20 protein-coding genes and 1 pseudogene are annotated in these 24,625 nt (G+C 66.6%); 8 read left to right on the plus strand and 13 right to left on the minus strand.

The features are described 5' to 3' along the window. Window positions 1-178 precede the first annotated feature (178 nt). A complete protein-coding gene (locus G3545_RS05730) occupies window positions 179-1,456 on the minus strand; it encodes an N-acetylmuramoyl-L-alanine amidase (RefSeq protein ID WP_170017928.1) in 1,278 nt (425 codons plus the stop codon). 983 nt (window positions 1,457-2,439) lie between these two features. On the opposite strand from G3545_RS05730, the gene G3545_RS05735 reads away from it, so the two are divergent. After that, a complete protein-coding gene (locus G3545_RS05735) occupies window positions 2,440-5,337 on the plus strand; it encodes a ribonuclease E/G (RefSeq protein WP_170010664.1) in 2,898 nt (965 codons plus the stop codon). Window positions 5,338-5,574: 237 nt separating this feature from the next. Next, window positions 5,575-5,985 (plus strand): hypothetical protein, encoded by a 411-nt coding sequence (locus G3545_RS05740; RefSeq protein ID WP_170010666.1) that lies wholly within the window; start codon window positions 5,575-5,577, stop codon window positions 5,983-5,985. 151 nt (window positions 5,986-6,136) lie between these two features. Here G3545_RS05740 and G3545_RS05745 read toward each other — a convergent pair whose 3' ends face one another. Next, a complete protein-coding gene (locus G3545_RS05745) occupies window positions 6,137-7,330 on the minus strand; it encodes an aminotransferase class I/II-fold pyridoxal phosphate-dependent enzyme (RefSeq protein WP_170010668.1) in 1,194 nt (397 codons plus the stop codon). 101 nt (window positions 7,331-7,431) lie between these two features. On the opposite strand from G3545_RS05745, the gene G3545_RS05750 reads away from it, so the two are divergent. From G3545_RS05750 to aat, 6 genes are all read left to right on the plus strand, one after another. Beyond that, the gene (locus G3545_RS05750) at window positions 7,432-8,859 is read left to right on the plus strand and encodes a M48 family metalloprotease (protein ID WP_170017929.1); all 1,428 of its coding nucleotides are present in this window, start codon (window positions 7,432-7,434) and stop codon (window positions 8,857-8,859) included. A 44-nt stretch (window positions 8,860-8,903) separates the two neighbouring features. Beyond that, entirely contained in the window at window positions 8,904-9,674 is a 771-nt protein-coding gene (locus G3545_RS05755; RefSeq protein ID WP_170010670.1) for a DsbA family protein, read from the plus strand. 266 nt (window positions 9,675-9,940) lie between these two features. Then, entirely contained in the window at window positions 9,941-10,378 is a 438-nt protein-coding gene (gene aroQ, locus G3545_RS05760) for a type II 3-dehydroquinate dehydratase (protein WP_170010672.1), read from the plus strand. Window positions 10,379-10,412: 34 nt separating this feature from the next. Beyond that, window positions 10,413-10,889 carry an acetyl-CoA carboxylase biotin carboxyl carrier protein gene (accB, locus tag G3545_RS05765; protein WP_170010674.1) on the plus strand — a complete coding sequence of 159 codons (477 nt, stop codon included), beginning with the start codon at window positions 10,413-10,415 and terminating at the stop codon, window positions 10,887-10,889. Window positions 10,890-10,899: 10 nt separating this feature from the next. Next, the gene (gene accC / locus G3545_RS05770; protein ID WP_170010676.1) at window positions 10,900-12,252 is read left to right on the plus strand and encodes an acetyl-CoA carboxylase biotin carboxylase subunit; all 1,353 of its coding nucleotides are present in this window, start codon (window positions 10,900-10,902) and stop codon (window positions 12,250-12,252) included. A gap of 167 nt (window positions 12,253-12,419) precedes the next feature. Further along, entirely contained in the window at window positions 12,420-13,097 is a 678-nt protein-coding gene (gene aat / locus G3545_RS05775) for a leucyl/phenylalanyl-tRNA--protein transferase (protein WP_170010678.1), read from the plus strand. Here the strand turns inward: aat and G3545_RS29620 are convergent. The 11 genes and pseudogenes from G3545_RS29620 to G3545_RS05830 form a co-directional block, all read right to left on the minus strand. After that, window positions 13,067-13,450: pseudogene (locus G3545_RS29620) on the minus strand (DUF2155 domain-containing protein); the annotation flags it as partial. The gene aat and the pseudogene G3545_RS29620 overlap by 31 nt on opposite strands. Window positions 13,451-13,828: 378 nt before the next feature. Next, window positions 13,829-14,236, minus strand: a complete 408-nt coding sequence (locus G3545_RS05785; RefSeq protein WP_281411729.1) for an NADH:ubiquinone oxidoreductase subunit NDUFA12 — start codon at window positions 14,234-14,236, stop codon at window positions 13,829-13,831. A gap of 103 nt (window positions 14,237-14,339) precedes the next feature. Then, window positions 14,340-14,756: a GFA family protein gene (locus G3545_RS05790; protein WP_170010684.1), complete on the minus strand. Its 417-nt coding sequence runs from the start codon at window positions 14,754-14,756 to the stop codon at window positions 14,340-14,342. Between the two features lie 76 nt (window positions 14,757-14,832). Then, window positions 14,833-15,213, minus strand: a complete 381-nt coding sequence (locus G3545_RS05795) for a helix-turn-helix domain-containing protein (protein ID WP_170010686.1) — start codon at window positions 15,211-15,213, stop codon at window positions 14,833-14,835. Next, window positions 15,213-15,509, minus strand: a complete 297-nt coding sequence (locus G3545_RS05800; RefSeq protein WP_170010688.1) for a type II toxin-antitoxin system HigB family toxin — start codon at window positions 15,507-15,509, stop codon at window positions 15,213-15,215. The genes G3545_RS05795 and G3545_RS05800 overlap by 1 nt, the downstream gene beginning before the upstream one ends. Before the next feature lie 104 nt (window positions 15,510-15,613). After that, window positions 15,614-19,315, minus strand: coding sequence for a vitamin B12-dependent ribonucleotide reductase (locus tag G3545_RS05805; protein WP_170010690.1), 3,702 nt, complete (start codon window positions 19,313-19,315; stop codon window positions 15,614-15,616). 929 nt (window positions 19,316-20,244) lie between these two features. Then, complete coding sequence (locus G3545_RS05810) at window positions 20,245-20,460, minus strand: cold-shock protein (protein ID WP_170010692.1); 216 nt, start codon at window positions 20,458-20,460, stop codon at window positions 20,245-20,247. 316 nt (window positions 20,461-20,776) lie between these two features. Next, complete coding sequence (locus tag G3545_RS05815; RefSeq protein WP_170010694.1) at window positions 20,777-20,989, minus strand: cold-shock protein; 213 nt, start codon at window positions 20,987-20,989, stop codon at window positions 20,777-20,779. Between the two features lie 340 nt (window positions 20,990-21,329). Continuing rightward, window positions 21,330-21,650 carry a glycine zipper domain-containing protein gene (locus tag G3545_RS05820; protein WP_206151382.1) on the minus strand — a complete coding sequence of 107 codons (321 nt, stop codon included), beginning with the start codon at window positions 21,648-21,650 and terminating at the stop codon, window positions 21,330-21,332. Window positions 21,651-21,790: 140 nt separating this feature from the next. Then, window positions 21,791-22,105: a glycine zipper domain-containing protein gene (locus tag G3545_RS05825; RefSeq protein ID WP_170010698.1), complete on the minus strand. Its 315-nt coding sequence runs from the start codon at window positions 22,103-22,105 to the stop codon at window positions 21,791-21,793. A gap of 42 nt (window positions 22,106-22,147) precedes the next feature. After that, window positions 22,148-24,448, minus strand: coding sequence for an NADP-dependent malic enzyme (locus G3545_RS05830; protein WP_170010700.1), 2,301 nt, complete (start codon window positions 24,446-24,448; stop codon window positions 22,148-22,150). Between the last annotated feature and the right edge of the window lie 177 nt (window positions 24,449-24,625).

The raw sequence follows: 24,625 nt of genomic DNA on the forward strand, positions 1-24,625 counted from the left end.
CCGACGCCTGACGGCTTCGAGCACTTTCTTGTCGTTCGGATGGCTTCATCCGAACGACAAGAAAGTGCTCTCGCTCAATAACGGCTGGAGCATGTTCTGATCGCAAAAGTTAGCCAACTTTTGCGGAACATGCTCAAGCGTCCGATGCGTGCCCGCCTTTAGCCCGTGTGCGTGCGAACTATGGCCTTATCGCGGCCGGCTGCGCCTGGACGCCGCTTCCCTGAATGCCGTTCGCCCCGGCCCCGCCCGTCCCGGCTGTCGCCGATCCGATCGAGATCGGCGTCGCCGCCGGTTTCGCGACCTGGGCCGAGAAATAGGCGTCGATCGCCGTGACCATGGCAGACGTCACATTAGCCCGCCATTCCGGCGATGTCATGAGGTCGACGTCGCGCTTGCTCGACAAATAGCCGAGCTCGAACAGCACGGATGGCACGTCCGGCGCCTTCAACACCTTGAATCCAGCCGATTTCAGCGGCGACTTGTGCATGCGCGCGGCGCCGGCTACCGCCCCGCCGAGGGTGCGGGCGAACTGCGCGGAGAAATTCTTGGTCTCGCGCTGGGCAAGGTCGAGCAGGATGCCGGCGACGTCGCTCGGCTCTTCCGACAGATCAAGGCCGGCGATCAGGTCGGCCCGGTTTTCATCGTCGGCGAGGCGCTGGGCCTCGGCGTCCGACGCCTTGTCGGACAGCGTATAGACGGTGGCGCCGCGCACATCGTCATTGCCGCGCCGCGACAGCGAATCGGCGTGCAGCGAGATGAACAGCTTGGCCTGCAATTCGCGGGCGATGCGCACCCGGTCACCGAGCGGCACGAAGGTGTCGCCGTCGCGTGTCATCACGGTGCGGTAGCGCCCGGTCGCGGCCAGCTTGTCGCGCAGCGCGCGGGCGATATCGAGCACCACCGATTTCTCGTTGATGCCGGCGCCGGTATTCACCGCGCCGGAATCGATGCCGCCATGGCCGGGATCGATCACGATCACCGGGCGGGTGTCGCCGTCCGCGGCAAGGCCGGCGCGCAGGCCGGGCGGGTCCTCGGCGCGGCGCACCGGGGCGGCGACCGATTTCATGAAGCTTTCGCGGTCAGTCCTGGTGAGATCGACCACGAGGCGCGCCGGCTGGCCGTCCACCGGATCGAGCACGAAGGCCTTGTCGATCTTCACCGGCGATGAGACGTCGATCACCAGGCGTGCCTTGCCCGGCGCGAACAGGCCGAAGCGATAGGCCGAGATGAGGCCCCTGCCCTCGCGGCCGGCCTCGGAGGGCAGCGCGAACACCACGTCGGGCAGGTCGACCACGACACGATAGGGATTGGCGAGGGTGAAGGCGCCGAGCGTGATGCGGCGCGACAGATCGACAATGAGGCGGGTGCGCTCCTCGTCGCCGGCAAGGCGCGCATCGGTCGCCACCGCCGGCTCGGCGGGCGCCGCCTCGACGGCTGGAGCCACGGCGACCGGCATTGCAGGCGCCGTAGGTGCCGGGGACGGTGCGGCGGGGGTATCCGGTTGCGCCGCGAGGGCGTAAGGCGTCATGGCGGCGAGAAAACCCGCAATCGCCAGCACCGCCGCGCCTGCCCGCCTGCGTCCGTTCATTCCCGCCACGGCCTCCACCGCCAAGAGCCCTATCCGCTCGGATGGAACCATCCGAGCGATGAGATAGCGCTCTCGGTTGAAACGCTGGAGCATGCTCTGATCGCAAAAGTCTTCCACCTTTTGCGGAACATGCTCCAGTCGAACTCATACCCGAATAGACCGGCGGGGTTAACCGAAGCTTGACCATGGCCGTGCCGCTCGACGTGCGGCGTGTCGCCGATGCAACGCCTTACATCACCGGATGCCTGTCGAATGGGCACGCCCCATGTTTCCAATGCCTTGCCAAATCGGCACGCATGCCGCTATTAAGAGCACGCATATGGTTCGCATTCCGGGTCGCCCCATCGGTGTCCGGCTCTCGCGGTCCGACGGCGCGGACCGACCGCCAGGAATGGAATAGGTCCGCCCCTCGCCACGACTGGTCCCCTCCGGGAGCGTGGCGACGCGCAGCGCGGCCTTCCACAGGTCGCCGGTTCCGGTCGGTCTCCGTTCGCCGACATCTTCTTCCGGGCACCCGGCGTAGCTGTCGCACGCCTGTTCTTCAAGCGTGCCGCGCGCATTGCCGCCAGATGCCGAGGCCGGGTCCGAGCGATCGCGGCTTACCGCGTTCGGTTCGAGGATGGACGGCAGTACGATATGAGGCGTCAGCCACACGGGGCAGTTGAGCGAGAGGACCGGCTGAGCCGTGCCTTCCGCGACTGCCGGACGGCTGCTCCGCATCGCCGCCTGCGCACATTTCGTCAGGCATTGCGCCATCCTCTCCCGGTTCCAGTCACCGCTTATGGGCACATCTCGCGCGACGCGGCTTTTTCCGCGGCATCCGCGCCACCGTGCCCGCTTATGAGAGTTCCATGGCCAACAAGATGCTCATCGACGCCACCCATCCGGAAGAGACCCGGGTTGTGGTGGTGCGCGGCAGCCGGGTCGAAGAGTTCGACTTCGAGGCCGCCAATCGCAAGCCGCTGCGCGGCAACATCTATCTCGCGAAGGTAACGCGGGTCGAGCCGTCGCTGCAGGCCGCCTTCGTCGAATATGGCGGCAACCGCCACGGCTTCCTCGCCTTCAGCGAGATCCATCCCGACTATTACCAGATCCCGGTCGCCGACCGGCAGGCGCTGCTTGCCGAGGAGGAGCGCCAGCAGCGCCGCGACGCCGAGGAGGAGAACGAGGACAAGCCGCGCGGCGGTCGTCCGCGCCGCCAGCGCTCGGCCAGCCCGAAGCGCAGCGACGGCGATGAAAGCGTCTCGGAATCGCCCGAAGGCACGGACCCCGGCGACGGCGAAGTTTCGGAAGCCGCCGAGGCTGCCGGCGAGACCGAGAACGAGGCCCCCCGTCCGCGTCCCTCGCGCCACAAGCCGTCCTCCGACGATGAAGGCGGCGGCGGGGTCGAGGAAGTCGCCGGCGAGGAAGAGGTGGTCGAGCAGGTCGGCTCCGACGACGCCATGGAAGAGGTCCCGGAGCGCGGCCCGCAGCGCCGCGCCCGTTCCTACAAGATCCAGGAAGTCATCAAGCGCCGGCAGATCATGCTGGTGCAGGTGGTCAAGGAAGAGCGCGGCAACAAGGGCGCGGCGCTCACCACGTACCTCTCGCTCGCCGGCCGCTATTCGGTGCTGATGCCCAACACCGCGCGCGGCGGCGGCATCTCCCGCAAGATCACCTCGGCCGAGGACCGCAAGCGGCTGAAGGAGGTCGCCTCCGACCTCGACGTGCCGGAGGGCATGGGCGTCATCCTGCGCACCGCCGGTGCCAACCGCACCAAGACCGAGATCAAGCGCGACTTCGAGTATCTGCTGCGGCTCTGGGAGAATGTGCGCGAGCTGACGCTGGCCTCGACCGCGCCATCGCTGGTCTATGAGGAAGGCTCGCTGGTCAAGCGCTCGATCCGCGACCTCTACAACAAGGACATCGAGGAAGTCCTGGTCTCCGGCGATGAAGGCTATCGCGAGGCCAAAGACTTCATGCGCATGCTCATGCCAAGCCATGCCAAGAATGTGAAGCCCTATCGCGACCCGCAGCCGGTGTTCGCCCGCTTCGGCGTGGAGAGCCAGCTCGACGCGATGTTCCTGCCGATCGTGCAGTTGAGATCGGGCGGCTACATCGTCATCAATCCGACCGAGGCGCTGGTCTCCATCGACGTGAACTCGGGCCGCTCGACCCGCGAGCACAATATCGAGGACACGGCGCTGAAGACCAACCTGGAGGCGGCTGAAGAAGTCGCCCGCCAGTTGCGCCTGCGCGACCTTGCCGGGCTGATCGTCATCGATTTCATCGACATGGACGAGAAGCGCAACAACCGGGCGGTCGAGCGCAAGCTGAAGGATTGCCTGAAGAACGACCGCGCCCGCATCCAGCTCGGCCGCATTTCGCATTTCGGCCTGATGGAGATGAGCCGCCAGCGCATCCGCACCGGCGTGCTGGAAAGCTCCACCGAAGTCTGCCCGCATTGCGGCGGCACCGGCCATGTGCGCTCGGTGTCCTCGGTCGCGCTGCAATTGCTGCGGGCGGTGGAAGATTATTTGCTCAAGTCCAACGCCTACAACGTCATCGTGCGCACCCGCGCCGAGAACGCGATCTATGTGCTGAACCATAAGCGCGCGCATCTGCACGAGCTTGAGGAGCGCTTCGGCGTCGCCATCGTGGTGGCGGCGGACAATACGCTCGCCGGCTACACACCATTCGCGATCGATCGCGGCGAACCGGTTCCGAACCCGATCCCGATGCCGCGCGCGCCGGTCGCCGTGGTCGAGGCGATCGAGGAAGAGGAAGAGCCGGTCATCGAGGCCGAAGAGGTCGAGGACGAGGTGGTGGTTGCCGAGGCTGCCGCGCCGGCTTCCGAGGCCCGCGAGGGCGCCCCCCAGCCGCGTGGCGAGGGCGAGGAAGGCGAAGGCGCCAATCGTCGCCGCCGTCGGCGCCGTCGGCGCCGGCGTGGCGGTGGCGGCGAGAACGGCCAGCGTCCCGGCTCCGAGGGCCAGCAGGACGGATACGAGGCTGGCGGTGCCGATGATGGCGAGGATGATGATGACGGCGAGGACGATGCCGATGCGGGCATCGAGTCCGGCGTCACCGCGGACGCTCCGGCTGCCGACGAGGCGGCACCCGGGCTGACCACCAGCTTCGTGCCGCCGTCCGATCCGCAGCCGGACTATTATGCGCCGACGCCGGACGAGGCATCGGCCCCGGCTCCGGTCGAGGCTCCGCCTGTCGAAACGACGCCTGTCGCGGAGGTGCCGGCCGAGGCGGCTCCTGCCGAGGCCACGTCCGCCGAAGAGGCTCCTGTCGAGGGGGCGCCGCGCAAGCGCGCCCGCCGCGCCACCACGCGCCGCCCGCGCGGTGCAAAGGCGGAGGCCGAAGCGGCCGCTGCCGTAGCTTCGGGCGAGGCACCTGCTGCATCGGAGGCTACTGCGACGGAGGCCCCTGCCCCCGCTGTCGAGGACGCCAAGCCGGCGCCGCGTCGCCGCCGTTCCACGGTGCGCGAACCGGCGCCGCTGCTGAACTCCGACACCAGCGCTTCGGTGACCCAGGAATCGCTGCCGCTCTCGGTCGAGCCGCAGCAAACGCCGGTCGAGACGCCGGTCGAGCCGGCGCCTGCTCCGGTGGAGAGCGCGCCCGAGCCCGCGGCGTCACACGAGGCGCCGGAACCCCAGGCCGCCGAGCCCGCCCCGGCAGCTCCCGAGGCACCGGCGGCGCAGGAGCAGGATGACCGCCCGCGCCGCACCGGTTGGTGGCAGCGCAAGCTGTTCGGCGTCTGAGATGAATGCCCGGCGGGCGGCGCGGACGCGCTGCCTGCCGGGGCTTCCCCTGCTTCAACATCCTTCGAGGCCCGGCATGGCCGGGCACCTCAGGATGAGGTGGTACTTGCACAAACAACCTCATCCTGAGGTGCTCGCGCAGCGAACCTCGAAGGATGTTGAAGCGGAGGAGCTTGGGGCCTCGTTGCCTCAGGCCATCCCGCCTGCTTCGATACCTCCGTAACCGGAGGAATCGATTTGCCTTATCGTGACGCGAACTGTCGTGCCCGCTCGCTGTGCCTCGCTCTGGCTACCCTTGTTCTGGCCGGGTGCGCGGGCCAGACCCAGTTTCCGAAGGGAACCGCCGACAATTCCGGCTATCTTGGCGCCGGCACGCGCAGTTCGATCGTCGTCACCAACAAGAACTATGACCGCGCCATCGAGTGCGGCGGCGCTATCGCCCGACTGCACAAGAACGGCGACGGCACCGGCATCGACCCGCAGGAGATCGAGGCGCTCGGTGCCGCCTGGATGGCCAATGCCGTCGAACTCGGCGCGCGGCGTCGTCTCAATCAGCAGCAGGTCGTCACCGCCGCCGGCGCCGCCGGCGGGCAGATGAGCGCCGAGCAGGCGGCAAGCGTGTGGACCGGATGCAAGGACGGGAATTGAGGGATTGAGTCCGGAAACGGCGCCAAGGGATTGATCTGCTTGAATATCCTTCGAGGCCCGGCTTTGCCGGGCACCTCAGGATGACGTGGTTATGAGAACAAGGTCATCCTGAGGTGCAAGCGTAGCGAGCCTCGAAGGATGCCCGCGCCCGTCACCCCCGCTTCAGGAAGTCCCCGATCCGCGCCACCGCCTCGCGCATGTCGGCGGCCGAGCCGGCATAGGACAGGCGCAGATAATGGTGGCCGCGGTGCGGGTCGAAATCGACGCCCGGCGTCGCCGCCACATGCGCCTCGTCCAGCAGGCGGCGGGCGAAGGCGGCGGAATCCGCGGTGAAGCGCCCGACATCGGCATAGAGATAGAAGGCGCCATCCACCGGCAGGAACTCCGGCAGGCCGGCGGAAGGCAGGCCCTGCATCAGGATCAGCCGATTCTCCTCATAGCCGTGCTTTACCGCCTCCATCTCCTCGCGCCCGTCGAACGCCGCCTCGGCCGCGACCTGCGAGAGCGTCGGCACCGAGATCATCAGATTCTGCTGGAGCCGCTCGGCGGCGCGCACCAGCGGCTGCGGCATCACCATCCAGCCGACGCGCCAGCCGGTCATGCAGAAATATTTCGAGAAGGAATGGATCACCGTGGCATCCGGCGACAGCGCCGCCGCGGTCGCCGCCGGGAAGGCGTAATCGAGCCCGTGATAGATCTCGTCGGAGATGAAGCGGATGCCGAGCTCGTTCGCGGTGGCAAGGAGCTGCGCGAGGCCGTCGGGCGTCATCATGGTGCCGGTGGGATTGGCCGGGCTCGCCACCAGCAGCCCCTTCAGCGGCGTCCTGCGATGCGTCTCGCGCAGTGCCTCCGGCGTGATGGTCCAGCGCGAATGCGCGTCGGTGTCGATCAGCACCGGCTCGCAGCCGAGCGCCGTCAAGATGTGCCGATAGGGCGGATAGCCGGGATTGGCGATGGCAACGCGATCGCCTGGCTCGAACATGGCAAGGAAGGCGAGGATGAAGCCGCCGGAGGAGCCGGTGGTCACCACCACCCGCGCCGGATCGAGATTGAGCCCATAGCTCTCGCCATAGTGCCGGGCGATGCGGGCGCGCAGCGAGGGGATGCCGAGCGCCATGGTGTAGCCGATGCGCCCATCATCGAGCCTGCGGCGCGCCGCCTCCCGCGCGGTGAGCGGCGCCGGCGCCGCCGGCTGGCCGACCTCCATGTGGATGACCTGCCCGCCTGCCGCCTCGATGCGAGCAGCACGCTCCATCACATCCATGACGATGAAGGGGGCGATCTCGCTGCGCCGCGACGCCTCAATCAGGCCGGCAGTCGCCAGGCGGGCGGAAATGTCACTCATGTCGTGTCCGTTGCCGTCCAGGTCGGTACGTGCTGTAGGTTGCCGCACCGTTGCCGCATTCTGCGGTTCGTGTGCCCCCCACCCCATCCGAACGATGCATGATGCTTCCGACGCGGCTTGACAACCCCCAGGGACTGCCCGCCCGCGTGGCGCGCAAGGCGTTGCGCCTCGCTGCCCATATCGGCGCATTCGCCGCTGCGCTGGCGCTCGTGGTGCAACCCGCTGCAGCCCAGCAGAAACGCCCGAACATCATCCGCGACGTCGAGATCGAGACGCTGCTGCGCGATTATATGCGGCCGATCTGGGCGGCCGCCGGTCTCGGCCAGCAGAATATCCGCGTGGTGCTGATCGCCGATCCGTCCTTCAACGCCTTCGTCATGGACGGCAAGCGCATCTTCGTGAACACCGGCGCGCTGATGCAGTCGGAAACACCGAACGAGATCATCGGCGTGCTCGCTCACGAGACCGGCCATATCGCCGGCGGCCATCTGGCGCGCATGCGCCAGCAGATGGAGAGCGCGCAGACAATCGCCATTGCCGCCATGCTGCTTGCCATCGGCGGCGTCGCGGCGACTGCCGGCAGCAACAATGTCGGCGGCAATCCCGCCGGCCTCATCGCCGGTCCGCAGGAGATGATCCGGCGCTCGCTGCTGGCCTATCAGCGCGGCGAGGAGCAGTCCGCCGACCGCGCCGCGGTGAGCTATCTCACCGCCACCAAGCAGTCGCCCCGCGGCATGGTAAAGACGTTCGAGCGCTTCCAGAACGATCAGATCTTCATCAGCCAGCGGGTCGATCCCTATGTGCTGAGCCATCCGATGGCACGCGAGCGCATCGCCGCGCTGGAAGACCTGGCGGCCAAGAGCCCGTATCTCAACGTCAAGGATCCGCCGGCCCTGCAGGCGCGGCATGACATGATGCGGGCCAAGCTGGTCGGCTTCACCGAGCGTGGCGACACAATCGCGCGGCGCTACCCGCTCTCCGACAACTCGCTGCCGGCGCGCTACGCGCGTGCCATCTCCACCTATCGCTTCGGCAACGTGCAAGAAGGTGTGCGGCAGATCGATGCGCTGATCGCCGAGCAGCCCGGCAACCCGTATTTCTACGAGCTGAAGGGCCAGGCGCTGCTGGAAGCCGGCCGCGCACGCGACGCAACGGCGCCGCTGCGCAAGGCGTCGGAGCTCACCGGCGGCAATCCGCTGATCCGCACCATGCTCGGCCAGTCCCTGGTCGAATCCGGCGACAAGGCCTCCACCGACGAGGCGATCCGCGAGCTCAATTTCGGCTTGCAGCGCGATTCGAGTTCGTCCTCCAGCTGGCGCTATCTCGCCACCGCCTATGGCCAGAAGGGCGATATTCCCAATGCCGACCTCGCCTCGGCGCAGTCTGCCTTCTATGGCGGCGACTATAAGCTCGCCCGCGAATTGGCCGGCCGCGCGCGGCAGAAATTCCCGCTCGGCTCGCCCGGCTGGCTGAAAGCTGACGACATCGTCAATTTCAAACCGCCGAACATGCCGGTAAGAAGTCAGTGAACGGCGCCGCTTTCCAGCGGCCAAACCCAATTTCGGAGACCACCATGCCGCTTTTTGCCCTGCGACCGCTCGCGATTAGCCTCGCCGCGGCGGGCTTCGCGCTCTTCGCGGCCCTTGCCCCGGCGAACGCCCTCGACGACGCCCAGCGCAAGGAGATGGAAAGCGTGGTCCGCGATTACCTCCTGAAGAATCCGGAGGTGATCCAGGAAGCGATCGCGGAATTGCAGAAGCGGCAGGAGGCGGCGGAATCCGCCCAGCGCAAGGGCGCCATGGCCGACCTGAAGCCGCTGATCTTCGATTCGGCGCGCGGCGCGGTGGTCGGCAATGCCAAGGGCGACGTCACTTTGGTCGAGTTCTTCGATTACAATTGCGGCTACTGCAAGCGGGCGCTGGCCGACCTCGAAGAGCTGGTGAAGAGCGACCCCAAGCTGAAGATCATCCTGAAGGAATTCCCGGTGCTCGGCCCGGGCTCGGTCGAGGCGGCGCAGGTCGCGGTCGGCGTGCGGCTGGTGGCGCCGGACAAGTATTACGCCTTCCATGACAAGCTGCTCGGCCAGCGCGGCCAGGCCAACAAGGCCAAGGCCCTGGAAGTCGCGGCGGACGTCGGCATCGACCGTGCCAAGCTGGAGAAGGCGATGGCCGATCCGGAAGTGCGGGCGACGCTGGAGGAGAGCTTCAAGATCGCCGACGCGCTCGGCATCAACGGCACGCCGAGCTATATCGTCGGCGACGAGGTGATCGTCGGCGCGGTCGGTCACGACAAGCTGCGCGACACTATCCAGTCGATCCGCGCCTGCGGCAAGGCGCAGTGCTGAGGTGCCCATTCTCCCATGTCGTCATCTCGGACGCCGCGCAGCGGCGAGCCGGGATCGTGGGAAGGTGACGAGCATCATGCGATCCCGGCGCGCGCCTTTTGCGCGGCCGGGATGACATCCAAAGGAAAAACTCGCCGAAATTGCAGGCATGCGGCGCTTGAGCCGTGCACAGAAGCCTTGCAAGGGCTTGGCGCGCGCGCCGGGTTTGCTATAACGCCGCGGCCGTGCGGCATGGGTGCCGCGCGTGCCCCGTTCCACGAGTCGCGATGCCCGACACCATCCATGTCATCAACGGACCGAATTTGAACCTGCTCGGCACGCGCGAGCCGGAGGTCTATGGCCGGGCCACGCTGGCCGATGTGGAAGATGCCTGCCGCGAAGCCTGCGCACGGCACGGGCTCGAGCTGGTGTTCCGCCAGAGCAATCATGAAGGCGAGCTCGTCACCCTCCTCCAGGAGGCGCGCGGCTCGCTCGGCGTGGTGCTCAACGCCGCCGCCTATACCCACACATCCATTGCGCTGGCGGATGCGATCAAGGCCGTCGGCCTCAATGTCGTCGAAGTGCACCTATCCAACGTCTTCGCCCGCGAAGCCTTCCGTCACCATTCCTACATTTCGCCGGTCGCCCGTGGGGTGATCTGCGGTCTCGGGATCGACGGCTACCGGCTCGCCATCGACGCGCTCGCCCCGCGACGCGCCATGTGAGGGAGACGGGCTTGGAAGCGACCGTCACAGGATCATGATGAAAACCAACAAGCCGGAAATCGACCCTGCGCTGGTGCGCGAGATCGCCAATCTGCTCTCCGAGAGCGACCTCACCGAGATCGAGGTGCAGCGCGAGGATCTGCGCATCCGTGTCGTGCGCCAGCCGCCGACCCTGGTGGCAGCGGCGCCTTATGCGGTTGCGGCCGCGCCGGCCACGGCCCCGGCTGCTGCGCCCGCCCCGGTGGTCACCGCGGAAGCGGCCGATCCGGCCAAGCATCCCGGCGTCGTGCCCTCACCCATGGTCGGCACCGCCTATCTCGGCCCGGATCCCGGCGCCCGCCCCTTCATCGAGGTCGGCGCCGTGGTGAAGGAAGGCCAGACCCTGCTCATCGTCGAAGCCATGAAGACGATGAACGCCATTCCTGCCCCCCGCGCCGGCACGGTGACGCGAATCCTCGTCACCAATGCGCAGCCGGTCGAATATGGCGAGCCGCTGCTGATCATCGAGTGAGGTGCCACTGATGTTCGGCAAGATCCTGATTGCCAATCGCGGCGAGATCGCTCTGCGGGTGCTGCGCGCCTGCAAGGAGCTCGGCATCGCCACCGTCGCGGTGCACTCCACGGCGGACGCCGACGCCATGCACGTCAAGCTCGCCGATGAGAGCGTGTGCATCGGTCCGCCGACCGCCAAGGACAGCTACCTCAACATCCCGAACCTGCTGGCCGCCTGCGAGATCACCGGCGCCGATGCGGTGCATCCGGGTTATGGCTTCCTCGCCGAGAATGCCCGTTTCGCGGAAATCCTGATCGACCACGGCGTGCAGTTCATCGGGCCGAAGCCCGAGCACATCCGCATCATGGGCGACAAGATCGAGGCGAAGCGGACCGCCAAGAAGCTCGGCATACCCTGCGTGCCGGGTTCGGAAGGCGGCGTCTCCTCCGACGAGGAGGCGCGCAAGGTCGCCGCCGAGATCGGCTTCCCGGTGCTGGTGAAGGCTGCGGCCGGCGGCGGCGGGCGTGGCATGAAGGTGGCCCGCTCGGCCGAGGAGCTGGCTTCCGCGCTCTATACGGCCCGTTCCGAGGCGCGCAACGCCTTCGGCGATGATTCGGTCTATCTGGAGAAGTATCTCAGCACGCCGCGACACATCGAGATCCAGGTGCTGGGCGACGGGCGCGGCAATGCCGTCCATCTCGGCGAGCGCGACTGCTCGCTGCAGCGCCGGCACCAGAAGGTGTGGGAGGAAGCCCCCTCCCCGACCATCACGCCGGAGCAGCGCGCCGAGATCGGCGAGACCGTGGCCAGCGCCATGCGCGAGATGAAGTATCTCGGCGCCGGCACGGTCGAGTTCCTGTACGAGCAGGGTCGCTTCTATTTCATCGAGATGAACACCCGCATCCAGGTGGAGCATCCGGTGACCGAGGCCATCACCGGCATCGACCTGATCAACGAGCAGATCCGCGTCGCCGCCGGCGAGCCGCTCGACATCACCCAGGACGACATCGTGCTGAAGGGCCACGCCATCGAGGTGCGGGTGAATGCGGAGCATCCGCGCACCTTCCGCCCCTCGCCGGGCAAGGTCACCAATTGGCACGTGCCGGGCGGGCCGGGCGTGCGTGTCGATTCGGCGGTCTATCAGGGCTATTCCATCCCGCCCTTCTATGACAGCCTCGCCGGCAAGCTGATCGTCACCGCCCGCACCCGTGCCGAATGCCTGATGCGGCTGCGCCGTGCGCTCGACGAGTTCGTGGTCGACGGCATCGAGACCACGCTGCCGCTGTTCCGCGAGCTGGTGCATAACGACGACATCATACGCGGCGCCTACGACATCCACTGGCTGGAGCACTTCCTCGCCGAAGGCGAGCCGGGGAGCTAAGATGCGCTCGGCTTGAGCATCCTTCGAGGCCCGGCTTGGCCGGGCACCTCAGGATGACGTAGTTCTCAAAAAGCGACGTCATCCTGAGGTGCGAGCGTAGCGAGCCTCGAAGGATGTTGAAGTAGGCCCCGCTTCACAGTCTCGCCCTTCTCCGTCATGCTGGTGACATGTCCCGCCCGCGCGATCATCAGGTCGAGATCACTCCGGAAGTGCTGCTGAAGGCCTATGCCTGCGGCATCTTCCCGATGGCCGAGAGCGCGGAAGATCCCGGCCTCTACTGGATCGAGCCGGAGCGGCGCGGCGTCATTCCGCTGCATGGCTTCCACATCCCCGACCGGCTGGCCCGCACCGTACGCTCCGACCGTTTCGAGATCCGCGTCGATCATGATTTCGACGCGGTGATGGATGGCTGCGCGGCGCCCGCCCCCGGACGCACCAAGACCTGGATCAATGCCCGCATCCGCAAGCTCTATTGCGACCTGCATGCGCGCGGCTTCTGCCACTCGGTCGAGGCGTGGGAAGACGGCAAGCTGGTCGGCGGGCTCTATGGGGTGCGGCTCGGGCGCGCCTTCTTCGGCGAGAGCATGTTCCACACCTCGCGCGACGCCTCGAAGGTGGCGCTGGTGCATCTGGTGGCACGGCTGCGCAAAGGCGGCTTCGCGCTGCTCGACACCCAGTTCATCACCGACCATCTGCGCAGCTTCGGCGCGGTCGAGGTGACGCGGCGGCAATACACCCGGCTGCTGGCGCAGGCGCTCGACGGCGAAGGCAATTTCTATTGCTGGCCGCCGGGCGAGGCGATCTGCGGCGCGGTCTGCTTGCAGTCGATCAGCCAGACATCATAGATCGGGTGCTCGACGCCGTGCAGGCCGGGGCTGTTGGCGAACATCCAGCCGCCGAACAAATGCTTCACCCCGCCATCCAGCTCGATCTCCTGCACCTCGACGAAACCAGTGGTGTTCTGCGTCTCGGTGGATGGCCGCGTGTAGCAGGCGCGCGGCGTGATGCGCAGCGCGCCGAACTGCACCGTCTCATTGATCGAGACGTCGAAGGTGATGATGCGGCCGGTGATCTTGTCGAGGCCGGAGAACACCGCGGTCTTGTTGGTGATCTTCTGCGACGGCGGCTGGGTGACCTCGATATCGCCCCCGGGGCCGACGGTCGCGGCGCCCGGAACGTTCGGCGCGCCGTTTGGCGGCTGGCCGGCAACGGGTGGCTGGCCGTTGCCGGGGAATTGGCCATTGCGCGGCGCCACGGGCGCGCCGATCGGCGGCTCCATGATCGGCGGCACGCCGGCACCGCCAGGTGGCGAATCAGGATCCTGCACCGGCCCGCCATCGGGCAGATTGGCCGGCGGCAGCGGGCGGGTATCGACGCCGCCCTGCCAGCCCTGCGCGCCGGCAGCGCCTATCCCGCCAAACAGGAGAAGGCTCGCCAGACAAAGGAGGCGAAACGGGCCAGGCATCAATCGATGGCGCATCAGGCGATGGCTCGGAAGGTCACGGAAGGCGCCCGTAGACACCTGCAATACGGCGAGCAAGGGGCGGCACAGGACGGCACCGCCGATCAATATCCATCAATCCGGCGACCAGGCCTTGTAGTCGCCGGTCACCGCGGGACGATGGCCATAGCCCAGCGTCGAGCCCGGCGGGCGATAGGCGCCGGGGGTGCCGGTGGGGTTGGCGCGGTGCGGCAGCTCCCACGGGTGCGCCTTGTACTCTTCCTGGCTCGGCGGCACGTCGGTGCGCTGATGCATCCAGGCGTGCCAGCCCGGCGGTATGGAGGTCGCCTCGGCGACGCCGTTGAAGATCACCCAGCGCCGCTCAAAGCCGAGCGCCGGGTCGATCTTGCCGCCTTTGGTGCGGTAATAGACGTTGCCGAACTCGTCCTCGCCGACCCGTTCGCCGAAGCGCCAGGTGTGGAGGCGCGTGCCCATGGTCTGGCCGTTCCACCAGGTGAAGACTTCGGTGATGAAGGTGGACAGATTCACGAGGGCATCCTGGCAGTTCTGAGCGTCAAGTATCGGCCGGAACATGCCATCCGGCCAAGGCGGTGTCCAGCAAATGCAGGCGCTTCGGGTGCGGCGTTCAGCGGCTGCGGCCGTCGAAATGGCGCACCGGGAAGCTGTCCGGCTCGACACCGTCGAGGCAGCGCACATTGAGCGCCACCATGTGCACGCCATCGGGGCGCATGCCCCGGGCGAACGGCTCGACGCCGCAGGTGGTGCAGAACACGTGGCCGATGACGTGCTTGTTGAAACGGTATTCGGCGATTCGGTCGGCGCCCTCGGTAAGCCGGAAATCCTCCTCGTCGGTGAAGGCGAGCAGCGTGCCCTTTTTCTGACAGAAGGAGCAGTTGCAGGCGACGACGCCGCTGATCTCGGCTTCCGCCTCATAACGCACGGCGCCGCAATGGCAGGAACCGGTGTAGGTCTGCTTGCCGGTTTCGGCCGGCTTGGCTGCGGCTTCGGCCGGGGCGGCGGTGACGGTGGCGGTATCGCTCATCGGGGCTCCTCGCGTCTCGGTTCTTGGGCGCGAGGGTGGGCGATGGGGGACGCGATGTCCAGCGGATGGCGGTTGCTTATGCGGCCCGCGTCGCCTCGGTACCGATGAGCGCTTCCGCCGGAATTCCCCACTCCGCGTGCAGCTTGCGGATCATGGTAAGGGTAAGCGGCCGCTTGCCGTTCAATATGTCCGAGGCGCGCTGGCGTGAGCCGAGCAGGCGGCCGAGATCGGCCTGGCTGTAGCCGCCGGTTTCCATTCGGTAGCGGATGGCGTCGAGAGCATCTGGCAGGTCGATCGGCCAATGGCGGCGCTCATAATCCTCGATGACGAGAGCGAGGAGATCGAACCGGTCGGCAGCCGGCGTGCCGGGCGTCGGCTCGTTGTCGAAGGCGAGCGCGATCTCCGCCAGGGCGTCGTCGTACTCGGCCTCGGTATGGAGCGGGCGGATGTGTTTCATCACACGGTCTCCGGCTTGATGCGGTCATAGTCCGCATGAGCGCCGATGAACTTCACCAGCACTCGTTTGAATTCGTAAGAGACATGAACGATCAAGCGATACTTGTTGCCACCGATGTCGAAGATGACGCGATTGTCGCCGACGAAATCAACAGTCGTCCCGAATTGGCGTTTGACGTCCGACGGACTGCTCCAATCGGCTCGCGACGTTGCAGCAAACCATGCCTTCAATGGACCCTCGGACGGCGGATGCCTGTCCCAGAATTGCCTGAGCGTCCGCCGCGCGATGATCTGCATATCGCGAGACTATTATGTCACCATGTTGGTGACAAGGCAGCAGATGCAGGAATGGCCGGGACGAGCCCGGCCATTTCAATCTCGTCAGAGCAGAGCGCCAGCGCTCACGAACAGCCCGTCGTTGACCCACAGGTCTCGCACTTCAGGCAGGTGCCGTTCCGCACCATGGTGAAGTTCTGGCACTCGGGGCAGGCTTCGCCTTCATAGCCCTTGGCCTTGGCGATGGCGCGGGCCTCCGCCTTGGTCGGGTTCGCCGCCGGGGCCGGAGCGGACCAGGGCAGGTCCGCGGTCTCAACGGCCTCTTCCTCGACGCTCGGCTTCAAGGCCGTCGCGCCCTGGGTCAGGCCGCCGCGCAGCGCGGTGACGCTGGCGCCGCCCACCGAGCGGGTCTCGCCGCCGGCCACCGGGCTCGGCACCACCATCAGCCCCACCGACTTGCCGCGCGTCAGGCCCTTGGAGACCATGCGCGAGGCCGGTGCGCCCACCGGCTTGCCTTCCTCGACGCCCTTGCCCAGCGCGTCGAAGGCGGACTCGGCCGGCTCGACATGGCCGAGATCGTTGCGGCCGAGATAGGACACCGCAAGCTCGCGGAAGATGTAGTCGAGGATCGAGGTGGCGTACTTGATGGTGTCGTTGCCCTGCACCGGCCCCGCGGGTTCGAAGCGGGTGAAGGTGAAGGCGTCGACATATTCTTCCAGCGGCACGCCATATTGCAGGCCGAGCGACACCGAGATGGCGAAGTTGTTGATGAAGGAGCGTAGCGCCGCGCCTTCCTTGTGCATGTCGATGAAGATCTCGCCGAGCCGGCCATCATCATATTCGCCGGTGCGCAGATAGACCTTGTGGCCGCCGACCACCGCCTTCTGGGTATAGCCCTTGCGGCGGTCCGGCATGCGCTCGCGGTCATGGATCGCAACGATGCGCTCCACGATCTTCTCGACGATCTTCTCCGTCACCTGCACGGTGCGCGCCGCCGCCGGCTTCTCGATCAGAGCCTCGACCGCGTCCTCCTCGTCTTCGTCGTCGGCGATGAGTTGCGAGTTCAGCGGCTGCGACAGCTTGGAGCCGTCGCGATAGAGCGCGTTGGCCTTGAGCGCCAGGCGCCAGGAGAGCAGATACGCCTCCTTGCAGTCCTCGACGCTCGCCTCGTTCGGCATGTTGATGGTCTTGGAGATGGCGCCCGAGAGGAAGGGCTGCGCCGCCGCCATCATGTGGATGTGGCTGTCCACCGAGAGATAGCGCTTGCCGATGCGCCCGCACGGATTGGCGCAATCGAACACCGGATAGTGCTCGAGCTTGAGGAACGGCGCGCCTTCCAGCGTCATCGCCCCGCAGACATGGATGTTGGCGGCCTCGACATCCTTCTTCGAGAAGCCGAGGAAGGACAGGAGGTCGAAGGCCGGATCGGCCAGCTTGTCGGCGGGCACGCCGAGCTTGGCCAGCGCCTCGTCGCCGAGCGTCCAGCGGTTCAGCACGAACTTGATGTCGAAGGCGGCCTTCACGCTGGCATCGACCTTGGCCAGCATGGCGTCGTCGAAGCCCTTGGTGCGCAGCGTCGAGTGGTTGATCGCCGGGGCCTGGGTGATCGAGCCATGGCCGACCGCATAGACCTCGATCTCGGCGAGCTGGCTTTCGCTGTAGCCGAGCGTCCGCAGCGCCTCCGGCACGGCGCGGTTGATGATCTTGAAGTAGCCGCCGCCGGCCAGCTTCTTGAACTTCACCAGCGCGAAGTCGGGCTCGATGCCGGTGGTGTCGCAATCCATCACCAGGCCGATGGTGCCGGTCGGCGCCAGCAGCGTGGTCTGCGCATTGCGGTAGCCATGCTCGGCGCCGAGCGCGAGCGCCTTGTCCCACGCCGCCTTGGCATGGTCGATCAGGATGGCGTCCGGGCAGGAGGCGTGGTCGAGCGGCACCGGCGCGGTCGCCAGCTTCTCATAGCCGGCAGCCTCGCCATAGGCGGCGCGGCGATGGTTGCGGATGACGCGCAGCATGTGCTCCGCATTCGGCGCATAGCCGGGGAAAGCGCCGAGTTCCTTCGCCATCTCGGCGGAGGTGGCATAGGATACGCCGGTCATGATCGCGGTCAGCGCGCCGCAATAGGCGCGGCCGGCGGGCGAGTCATAGGGGATGCCCGAAGTCATCAGCAGGCCGCCAATATTGGCGTAGCCGAGGCCGAGGGTGCGGTACTCATAGGAGAGCTGCGCAATCTCCTTCGAGGGGAACTGCGCCATCAGGATCGAGATTTCGAGCACCACCGTCCACAGCCGGCAGGCATGCTCATAGCTCTCGACATTGAAGCGCCCGTCCGCCTCGCGGAACTGCAAGAGGTTCATCGAGGCGAGGTTGCACGCCGTGTCGTCGAGGAACATGTACTCCGAGCACGGATTCGAGGCGTTGATCGGCCCTGCCGCCGGGCAGGTGTGCCAGTCATTGATGGTGGTGTGGAACTGGATGCCGGGATCGGCGCAGGCCCACGCGGCGTGGCCGATCTTCTCCCACAGGTCGCGGGCCTTCAGCGTCTTCGTCACCTTGCCCGAGGTGCGGGCGGTGAGGTTCCAGTCGGCATCGGCGGCCACCGCATCGAGGAAGCCGTCCTCGACGCGCACCGAATTGTTGGAGTTCTGGCCGGCGACGGTGAGATACGCCTCGGAATCCCAGTCGGTGTCATAGACCGGGATGTCGATGTCCTTGTAGCCCTGGCGGGCGAACTGGATGACGCGGCGGATATAGCTCTCCGGCACCTGCGCCTTCTTGGCGGCGCGGATCTCGCGCTTGAGCGCCGGGTTCTTCTCGGGGTCGAAGCAATCCTCGCCCTCGCCTTCGCAATTCACGCAGGCCTTCATCACCGCCTTCATGTGGCGGGAGAGCAGCTTCGAGCCGGCGACGAGGGCAGCGACCTTCTGCTCCTCCTTCACCTTCCAGTCGACATAGGTCTCGATGTCCGGATGGTCGACATCGACCACCACCATCTTGGCGGCACGGCGCGTGGTGCCGCCCGACTTGATGGCGCCGGCGGCACGATCGCCGATCTTCAGGAAGCTCATCAGGCCGGAGGAGCGCCCGCCGCCGGAGAGCCGCTCGCCCTCGCCGCGCAACGCGGAGAAGTTGGAGCCGGTGCCGGAGCCGTATTTGAACAGGCGCGCCTCGCGCACCCAAAGGTCCATGATGCCGCCCTCGTTCACCAGGTCGTCGGAGACCGACTGGATGAAGCAGGCGTGCGGCTGCGGATGCTCATAGGAGGTCTTGGAGCGGACCAGCTTGCCGGTGATGTAGTCGACATAGAAGTGGCCCTGGCTCGGACCGTCGATGCCATAGGCCCAGTGCAGGCCGGTATTGAACCATTGCGGCGAGTTGGGCGCGGCCATCTGCATGGCGAGCATGTAGCGGTGCTCGTCATAGAAGGCGTGGGCATCTTCCTCGCTGTCGAAATAGCCGCCCTTCCAGCCCCAATAGGTCCAGGTGCCGGCCAGCCGGTCGAACACCTGGGTGGAGAGATGCTCGCCGACATAGCGGTCCTTCTCGGCGAGCGAGGCGAGCGCCTTGGTGTCGGCGGTGCCGCGCCACAGGAAGGACGGGACGGTCTCCTCCTCGACGCGCTTCAGCCGCGCCGGCACGCCGGCCTTGCGGAAGTACTTCTGGGCGAGGATGTCGCTGGCGACCTGGGAGAAGTGCTCGGGCACCTCGATCCCGTCCTGCCGGAAGACGATGGAGCCGTCCGGGTTGCGGATCTCGCTGGTCACGGTGCGGAACGCGATGTCCGCATAAGGAGAACGGCCTGCCTTGGTGTAGCGGCGCTCGATGCGCATGTCCTTCGTCCCAGTTTACGCGCCTGCCCTGTTGCCCCGGCTGGCGTCGCCCCAATTGTCGGCCCGGTTTTCTGCCCGAAGCCTGCCCTGTCGCGGGGACTGAACGGTCCCCGTCATCTTCTCATGATCCCGGGCGAACGCCCAACCGCAGGCGCAATTTGCCTGCACCAGCGTCGCCGCCAGCCGCATAAGGGTCGTTCGATCCTGGGAAGGTCCGAGTGCAAGAACGCCGCGCCGAACCGACACTCAAACTGTCCGACTCTCTCTGGCCCGTCAAGGGATAGCGGAAAGTCGTGAACAAACCCCTACATCTCGTATGTAGGGTGTGGATAACGGGAATCCAGTCCCACGGCCCCTATCGAGCGCGGATTCGCGCGAGGAGTCCAGCGGCTCTAACGCCGGGGAACAGTGGACAACGGGGATAGCGGAGATCGCCCACCACAATATGTGGGGGGTCGTCCCGGCAGGATGGCCGGAGACTCATTCGCGATACCGGAACGACCTGATCCTGAGGTACTCGCGTAGCGAGCCTGGAAGGATGCTCGTCCCCGATGACCGACACCCTGTTTCAGGATATTTCGAAGCCGCCGCGGCGGCGCCTCAGAGCCCGACCGAAAACTCGGCGGCGATTCTGGAACCACCTCATCCCCGGCGGTTGGCCCGTGGGCCAACCCGGGAGTGCTCGGGCAAGGCCCGAGCCTCGAAGGATGCTCGTTGCCGGTCGCCGGCGCTCGGTTTCAGCATCCTTCGAGGCCGCCTGCGGCGGCACCTCAGGATGAGGTCGTCTGTTTGAGTCAGGCTCTCAGGATAAGGTTGTCTATTGTGGCCATCGCGCCCCCTCGCCTCGCAACGGCCAAAGAAAAGCCGCCGCCCCGGCGGGAGCGGCGGCTTCTCGATACGCAGGCGGCTAAGTTGTTGCCGCCGGAAGATCAGGAAACGCGCAGATTGACAGCGGCGGTCTTGCCGGAGCGCTGGTCGGTCTGCAGCTCGAACGAGATCTTCTCACCATCGCGCAGGCCCTGCAGGCCGGAGCGCTGCACGGCGCTGATATGCACGAACACGTCCTTGCCACCGTTGTCGGGCTGGATGAATCCATAGCCCTTCTGGTCATTGAACCACTTCACGGTACCGGTTTCGGTAGACATAGCCTCGGTCTCTTTCAGGATATTGATTGCACATTCAGGTGGGTGCCGCGCGCGACCCCCGCCGCTCAGTCGATCTTGGAAGACGTGCGATTTTGGAAGAAGTGCTGAACGTGCCCCGGCGATTAGCAGGTGGAACGGCCCAGTCGTCCGGCCAAAGTCTGCTGGAGAGACTAGCCGGAATAATGCCCTTTGCAAGCGCTGGCACCGGCACAATGCAGCAAAACCGCCATTCCGCGAGCGGAATGGCGGTTATTTTATACCATAAGCGTCGAAGGCGCGAACGCACGAGATGTGTGCGCGAACGAGCCAGGCGACCTCAGATCGTGCGCAGGTTGACGGCTGACGTCTTGCCGGAACGCTGGTCGGTCTGCAGCTCGAACGAGATCTTCTCGCCGTCGCGCAGGCCCTGCAGGCCAGAACGCTGAACCGCACTGATATGGACGAAGACGTCCTTGCCGCCGCTGTCCGGCTGGATGAAGCCGTAACCCTTCTGCTCGTTGAACCACTTCACGGTGCCGGTATCAGCCATAGACGTACCTTCGAAGAACCTAGGTTTTCACGACAGACAAGCTAACACGATGGCGCCTGTCTGGTTCAGTCGAGTTTTGGGGAAGCGGCTGATCGCAGGTCGCGGACATCGCAGACGCAACGGCACAGTCATTCGGCCAAATTCGAGCTGCGCTCAGATTCGTCAAAAATGTGGCTTTTACGCGGCGTGTATGCCGCAAAGACTGCCACCAACGCGCCCCATCGTTGCTGCGCTGCGGCGCAGAGGGGCAGCGGAGACGAAAAAGCGCCGGCCCAGGACCGGCGCCCTTCGCGGCTGCAAGGTCCCGGCCGGCAGCTCGATGCCGGCCGCGCGACCAGGATCAATAGCAGTTGCCGCGGTCGACGCGCACGACCCGGCCGTTCGGGTAGTGGTACATGCAGCGCCCACCGGACCAGTAGTAATAGGAGTTGCGGCCGCGGCGACGGTCGCTTTGATTGCCGATGGCGGCACCGGTCACGCCGCCGATCACCGCGCCTGCCACCGCGCCGCCGGCGCGACCGGTGACGGCACCGCCGATGATGGCGCCGGTGGCGCCGCCGATCAGCGCGCCGGCCGCGGTGTCATTGGCGGACGCCGCAGTGTTGGAGCTGGCGACGGCACCGGCGACGAGCAGCGCCGCAAGAGAAAGACGAGCGAACATTGATGGGTCTCCGACCGCTGATTGCATACGGCTTGGGGCGGCAGGCGATGATTGCCTGCGCTACGCCCGCTTGCACCGCGTAAGTCATTAACTACACGGCCGAATCCGAACGCCAGATGAACGGAGCGCCCGCCCCTGCCTTAACGGCAGCGATTATTGCTGACGCGGGTGATACGCCCGTTCGAGGCGCGGAAATAGCAGCGCCCGCCGCGCCAGAAATGATAGGAGCGCCGGTTCCGGCGATCCTGGCTGGCGCCGATGGCGCCGCCGGCCACGCCGCCGATCACCGCGCCGGCGACGGCACCGCCGGCCCGGCCGGTCGCCACCCCGCCAATGACGGCACCGGTGGCGCCGCCGATCACGGCGCCACGCGTGGTGTTGTTCTGCGCCGAGGCCGGCGCAGCGAGCAGAGCGCCAACGGCGATCACGGCCGCAAGAAGGGAAGTGCGAAACATAGCGACGTCTCCATCAGTGGCCGACGGTCTCGGCCCGGACCTTCACTTTTGTGTGCCGGCGCTCAGGCAATGCTGTGCTTCCACGACCGCCAGCGCCGTCATGTTGACCACGCCGCGCGCGGTGACCGACGGGGTGAGGATGTGCGCGGGACATGCCGTGCCGAGCAGAATCGGCCCGACCGGGAGCGAATCGCCGAACACCTTCACCATCTGATAGGCGATATTGGCGGCGTCGAGGTTCGGCATGACCAGTATGTTGGCGACGCCATGCAGCCGCCCGCCGGGAAGCACCCGCTCGCGCATCTCCGGGATGATGGCGCTGTCGCCTTCCATCTCGCCATCGACCATCAGATGCGGGGCACGCTCGGTAAGCAGTTCCACCGCATGGCGCATCTTCTTGGCGCTCTCGTCATCGCGGCTGCCGAAATCGGAGTGCGAGAGCATGGCGATGCGCGGCTCGATGCCGAAGCGGCGCACATGTGCGGCGGCGAGGATCGACATCTCCACCAGGTCGTCGGCGGTCGGGTCGGTCGTCACCTGGGTATCGCAGAGGAAGAAGGCGCCCTTCTGCGTCAGCAGCAGCGACAGTGCCGCCACGTCGCGCACGCCGGGCGCGAGGCCGATGATGGTGCGGATGTGGCGCAGATGGCGGATGAAGCGTCCCTCGACGCCGCACAGCATGGTGTCGGCGTCGCCTCGCACCACGGCGAGCGCCGCGATCACGGTGGGCGTGGTGCGCACCAGCGTGCGGGCCAGTTCCGGCGTCACGCCGCGACGGCCGGCGCACTCGACGTAAGTGTGCACATAGTCGCGATAGCGCGGATCATCGTCCGGGTTGATCAGGTCGAAATCGCGGCCCGGCTTCATGGACAGGCCGAAGCGCTCCAGGCGGGTGTCGATCACCGCCGGACGGCCGATCAGGATCGGGCGGGCGATGCCCTCCTCGATCACCACCTGCGCGGCACGCAGGATCCGCTCATCCTCGCCTTCGGCATAGATGACCCGCTTCGGCGCCTGCTTGGCGAGGCCGAACAGCGGCTTCATCACGAGGCCGGAGCGGAACACGAAGCGGTCGAGGGTTTCCTGATAGGTGTCGAAGTCGGCGATCGGCCGCTGGGCAACGCCGCTGTCCATCGCCGCGCGGGCCACCGCAGGGGCGATGCGCAGGATCAGGCGCGGATCGAACGGCGAGGGAATCAGCGAGTTCGGGCCGAACACCGGGGTCTCGCCGCCATAGGCGCGGGCCACCACGTCGGACGGCGTCTCGCGGGCAAGCTCGGCGATGGCGTTCACCGCCGCCGCCTTCATCTCCTCATTGATGGTGGTGGCGCCGGCATCGAGCGCACCGCGGAAGATGAAGGGGAAGCACAGGACGTTGTTGACCTGATTCGGGAAGTCGGAGCGGCCGGTGCAGATCATGGCGTCCGGCCGGGCGTCGCGGGCGAGGTCCGGCATGATTTCCGGCGTCGGATTGGCGAGCGCCATGATGAGCGGACGATCGCCCATGGTCTTCAGCATTTCCGGCTTCAGCACGCCGCCGGCGGACAGGCCGATGAAGATGTCGGCGCCGACGATCACTTCGGCGAGGGTGCGGCACGCGGTGTTCTGGGCGAAGGCGCCCTTGTAGGGGTCCATCAGGGCGGCGCGGCCTTCATAGACCACGCCCTCGATGTCGGTGACCCAGATGTTCTCGCGCTTCGCGCCCATGGAGACGAGCAGGTTCAGCGTGGCGATGGCGGCGGCGCCGGCACCGGAGGTGACGATCTTCACCTCCTCCAGCTTCTTGCCGCCGAGATGCAGCGCGTTGACCACGGCGGCGACGACGATGATCGCGGTGCCGTGCTGGTCGTCATGGAACACCGGGATGTTCATCTTCTCGCGCAGGCGGGTCTCGATCTCGAAGCACTCGGGTGCCTTGAAGTCCTCGAGATTGATGCCGCCGAAGGTCGGCTCCAGCGCGGCAACGACGCTCACCACATGGTCCGGCTCGTGGGCGTCGATCTCGATGTCGAACACGTCGATGCCGGCGAATTTCTTGAACAGGACGGCCTTGCCTTCCATCACCGGTTTGGAGGCGAGCGGTCCGATATTGCCGAGACCGAGCACCGCGGTGCCGTTCGAGACGACGGCGACGAGGTTCTGCCGGCTGGTCAGTTCGGCGGCCAGGGCGGGCTCGGCAGCGATGGCCTCGCACACCGCGGCGACGCCGGGCGTATAGGCGAGCGCGAGGTCGCGCTGGTTGGCGAGCGGCTTGGTGGGCTGGATTTCAAGCTTACCGGGGCGCGGCAGGCGATGATAGATCATCGCGCCCGAGCGCAGGTCGTCCGATATATAAGAAGCCATTGGCGTTTCCCTTCCCCCGATCAGGCGGCGCAGAATATGGAATTTGAGGTGCGGCACAACGCCTTTCCGCGCATGGCGGGGCCGTGATTTCGCACGTTATACTCGCGGCGTCGCACGTCGCGTTCATCTTGGGTTCGGCGTGCATCGCCGAAGTTGCAGCCCGCTTCCGCTTCCCCC

The sequence above is a fragment of the Starkeya sp. ORNL1 genome, from assembly GCF_012971745.1.
Lineage (GTDB): Bacteria > Pseudomonadota > Alphaproteobacteria > Rhizobiales > Xanthobacteraceae > Ancylobacter.

Coding starts and splice junctions, on each gene's coding strand:
- G3545_RS05795 (WP_170010686.1), bottom strand. CDS start 15,213: ATGAAACACATCCGCCCGCTCCATACCGAGGCCGAGTACGACGACGCC.
- G3545_RS05830 (WP_170010700.1), bottom strand. CDS start 24,448: ATGGCTTCTTATATATCGGACGACCTGCGCTCGGGCGCGATGATCTAT.
- G3545_RS05745 (WP_170010668.1), bottom strand. CDS start 7,330: ATGAGTGACATTTCCGCCCGCCTGGCGACTGCCGGCCTGATTGAGGCG.
- aat (WP_170010678.1), top strand. CDS start 12,420: ATGTCCCGCCCGCGCGATCATCAGGTCGAGATCACTCCGGAAGTGCTG.
- G3545_RS05730 (WP_170017928.1), bottom strand. CDS start 1,456: ATGCCGGTCGCCGTGGCTCCAGCCGTCGAGGCGGCGCCCGCCGAGCCG.
- G3545_RS05735 (WP_170010664.1), top strand. CDS start 2,440: ATGGCCAACAAGATGCTCATCGACGCCACCCATCCGGAAGAGACCCGG.
- G3545_RS05805 (WP_170010690.1), bottom strand. CDS start 19,315: ATGCGCATCGAGCGCCGCTACACCAAGGCAGGCCGTTCTCCTTATGCG.
- G3545_RS05800 (WP_170010688.1), bottom strand. CDS start 15,509: ATGCAGATCATCGCGCGGCGGACGCTCAGGCAATTCTGGGACAGGCAT.
- aroQ (WP_170010672.1), top strand. CDS start 9,941: ATGCCCGACACCATCCATGTCATCAACGGACCGAATTTGAACCTGCTC.
- accB (WP_170010674.1), top strand. CDS start 10,413: ATGATGAAAACCAACAAGCCGGAAATCGACCCTGCGCTGGTGCGCGAG.
- G3545_RS05815 (WP_170010694.1), bottom strand. CDS start 20,989: ATGGCTGATACCGGCACCGTGAAGTGGTTCAACGAGCAGAAGGGTTAC.
- G3545_RS05750 (WP_170017929.1), top strand. CDS start 7,432: ATGCTTCCGACGCGGCTTGACAACCCCCAGGGACTGCCCGCCCGCGTG.
- accC (WP_170010676.1), top strand. CDS start 10,900: ATGTTCGGCAAGATCCTGATTGCCAATCGCGGCGAGATCGCTCTGCGG.
- G3545_RS05810 (WP_170010692.1), bottom strand. CDS start 20,460: ATGTCTACCGAAACCGGTACCGTGAAGTGGTTCAATGACCAGAAGGGC.
- G3545_RS05820 (WP_206151382.1), bottom strand. CDS start 21,650: ATGTTCGCTCGTCTTTCTCTTGCGGCGCTGCTCGTCGCCGGTGCCGTC.
- G3545_RS05790 (WP_170010684.1), bottom strand. CDS start 14,756: ATGAGCGATACCGCCACCGTCACCGCCGCCCCGGCCGAAGCCGCAGCC.
- G3545_RS05755 (WP_170010670.1), top strand. CDS start 8,904: ATGCCGCTTTTTGCCCTGCGACCGCTCGCGATTAGCCTCGCCGCGGCG.
- G3545_RS05825 (WP_170010698.1), bottom strand. CDS start 22,105: ATGTTTCGCACTTCCCTTCTTGCGGCCGTGATCGCCGTTGGCGCTCTG.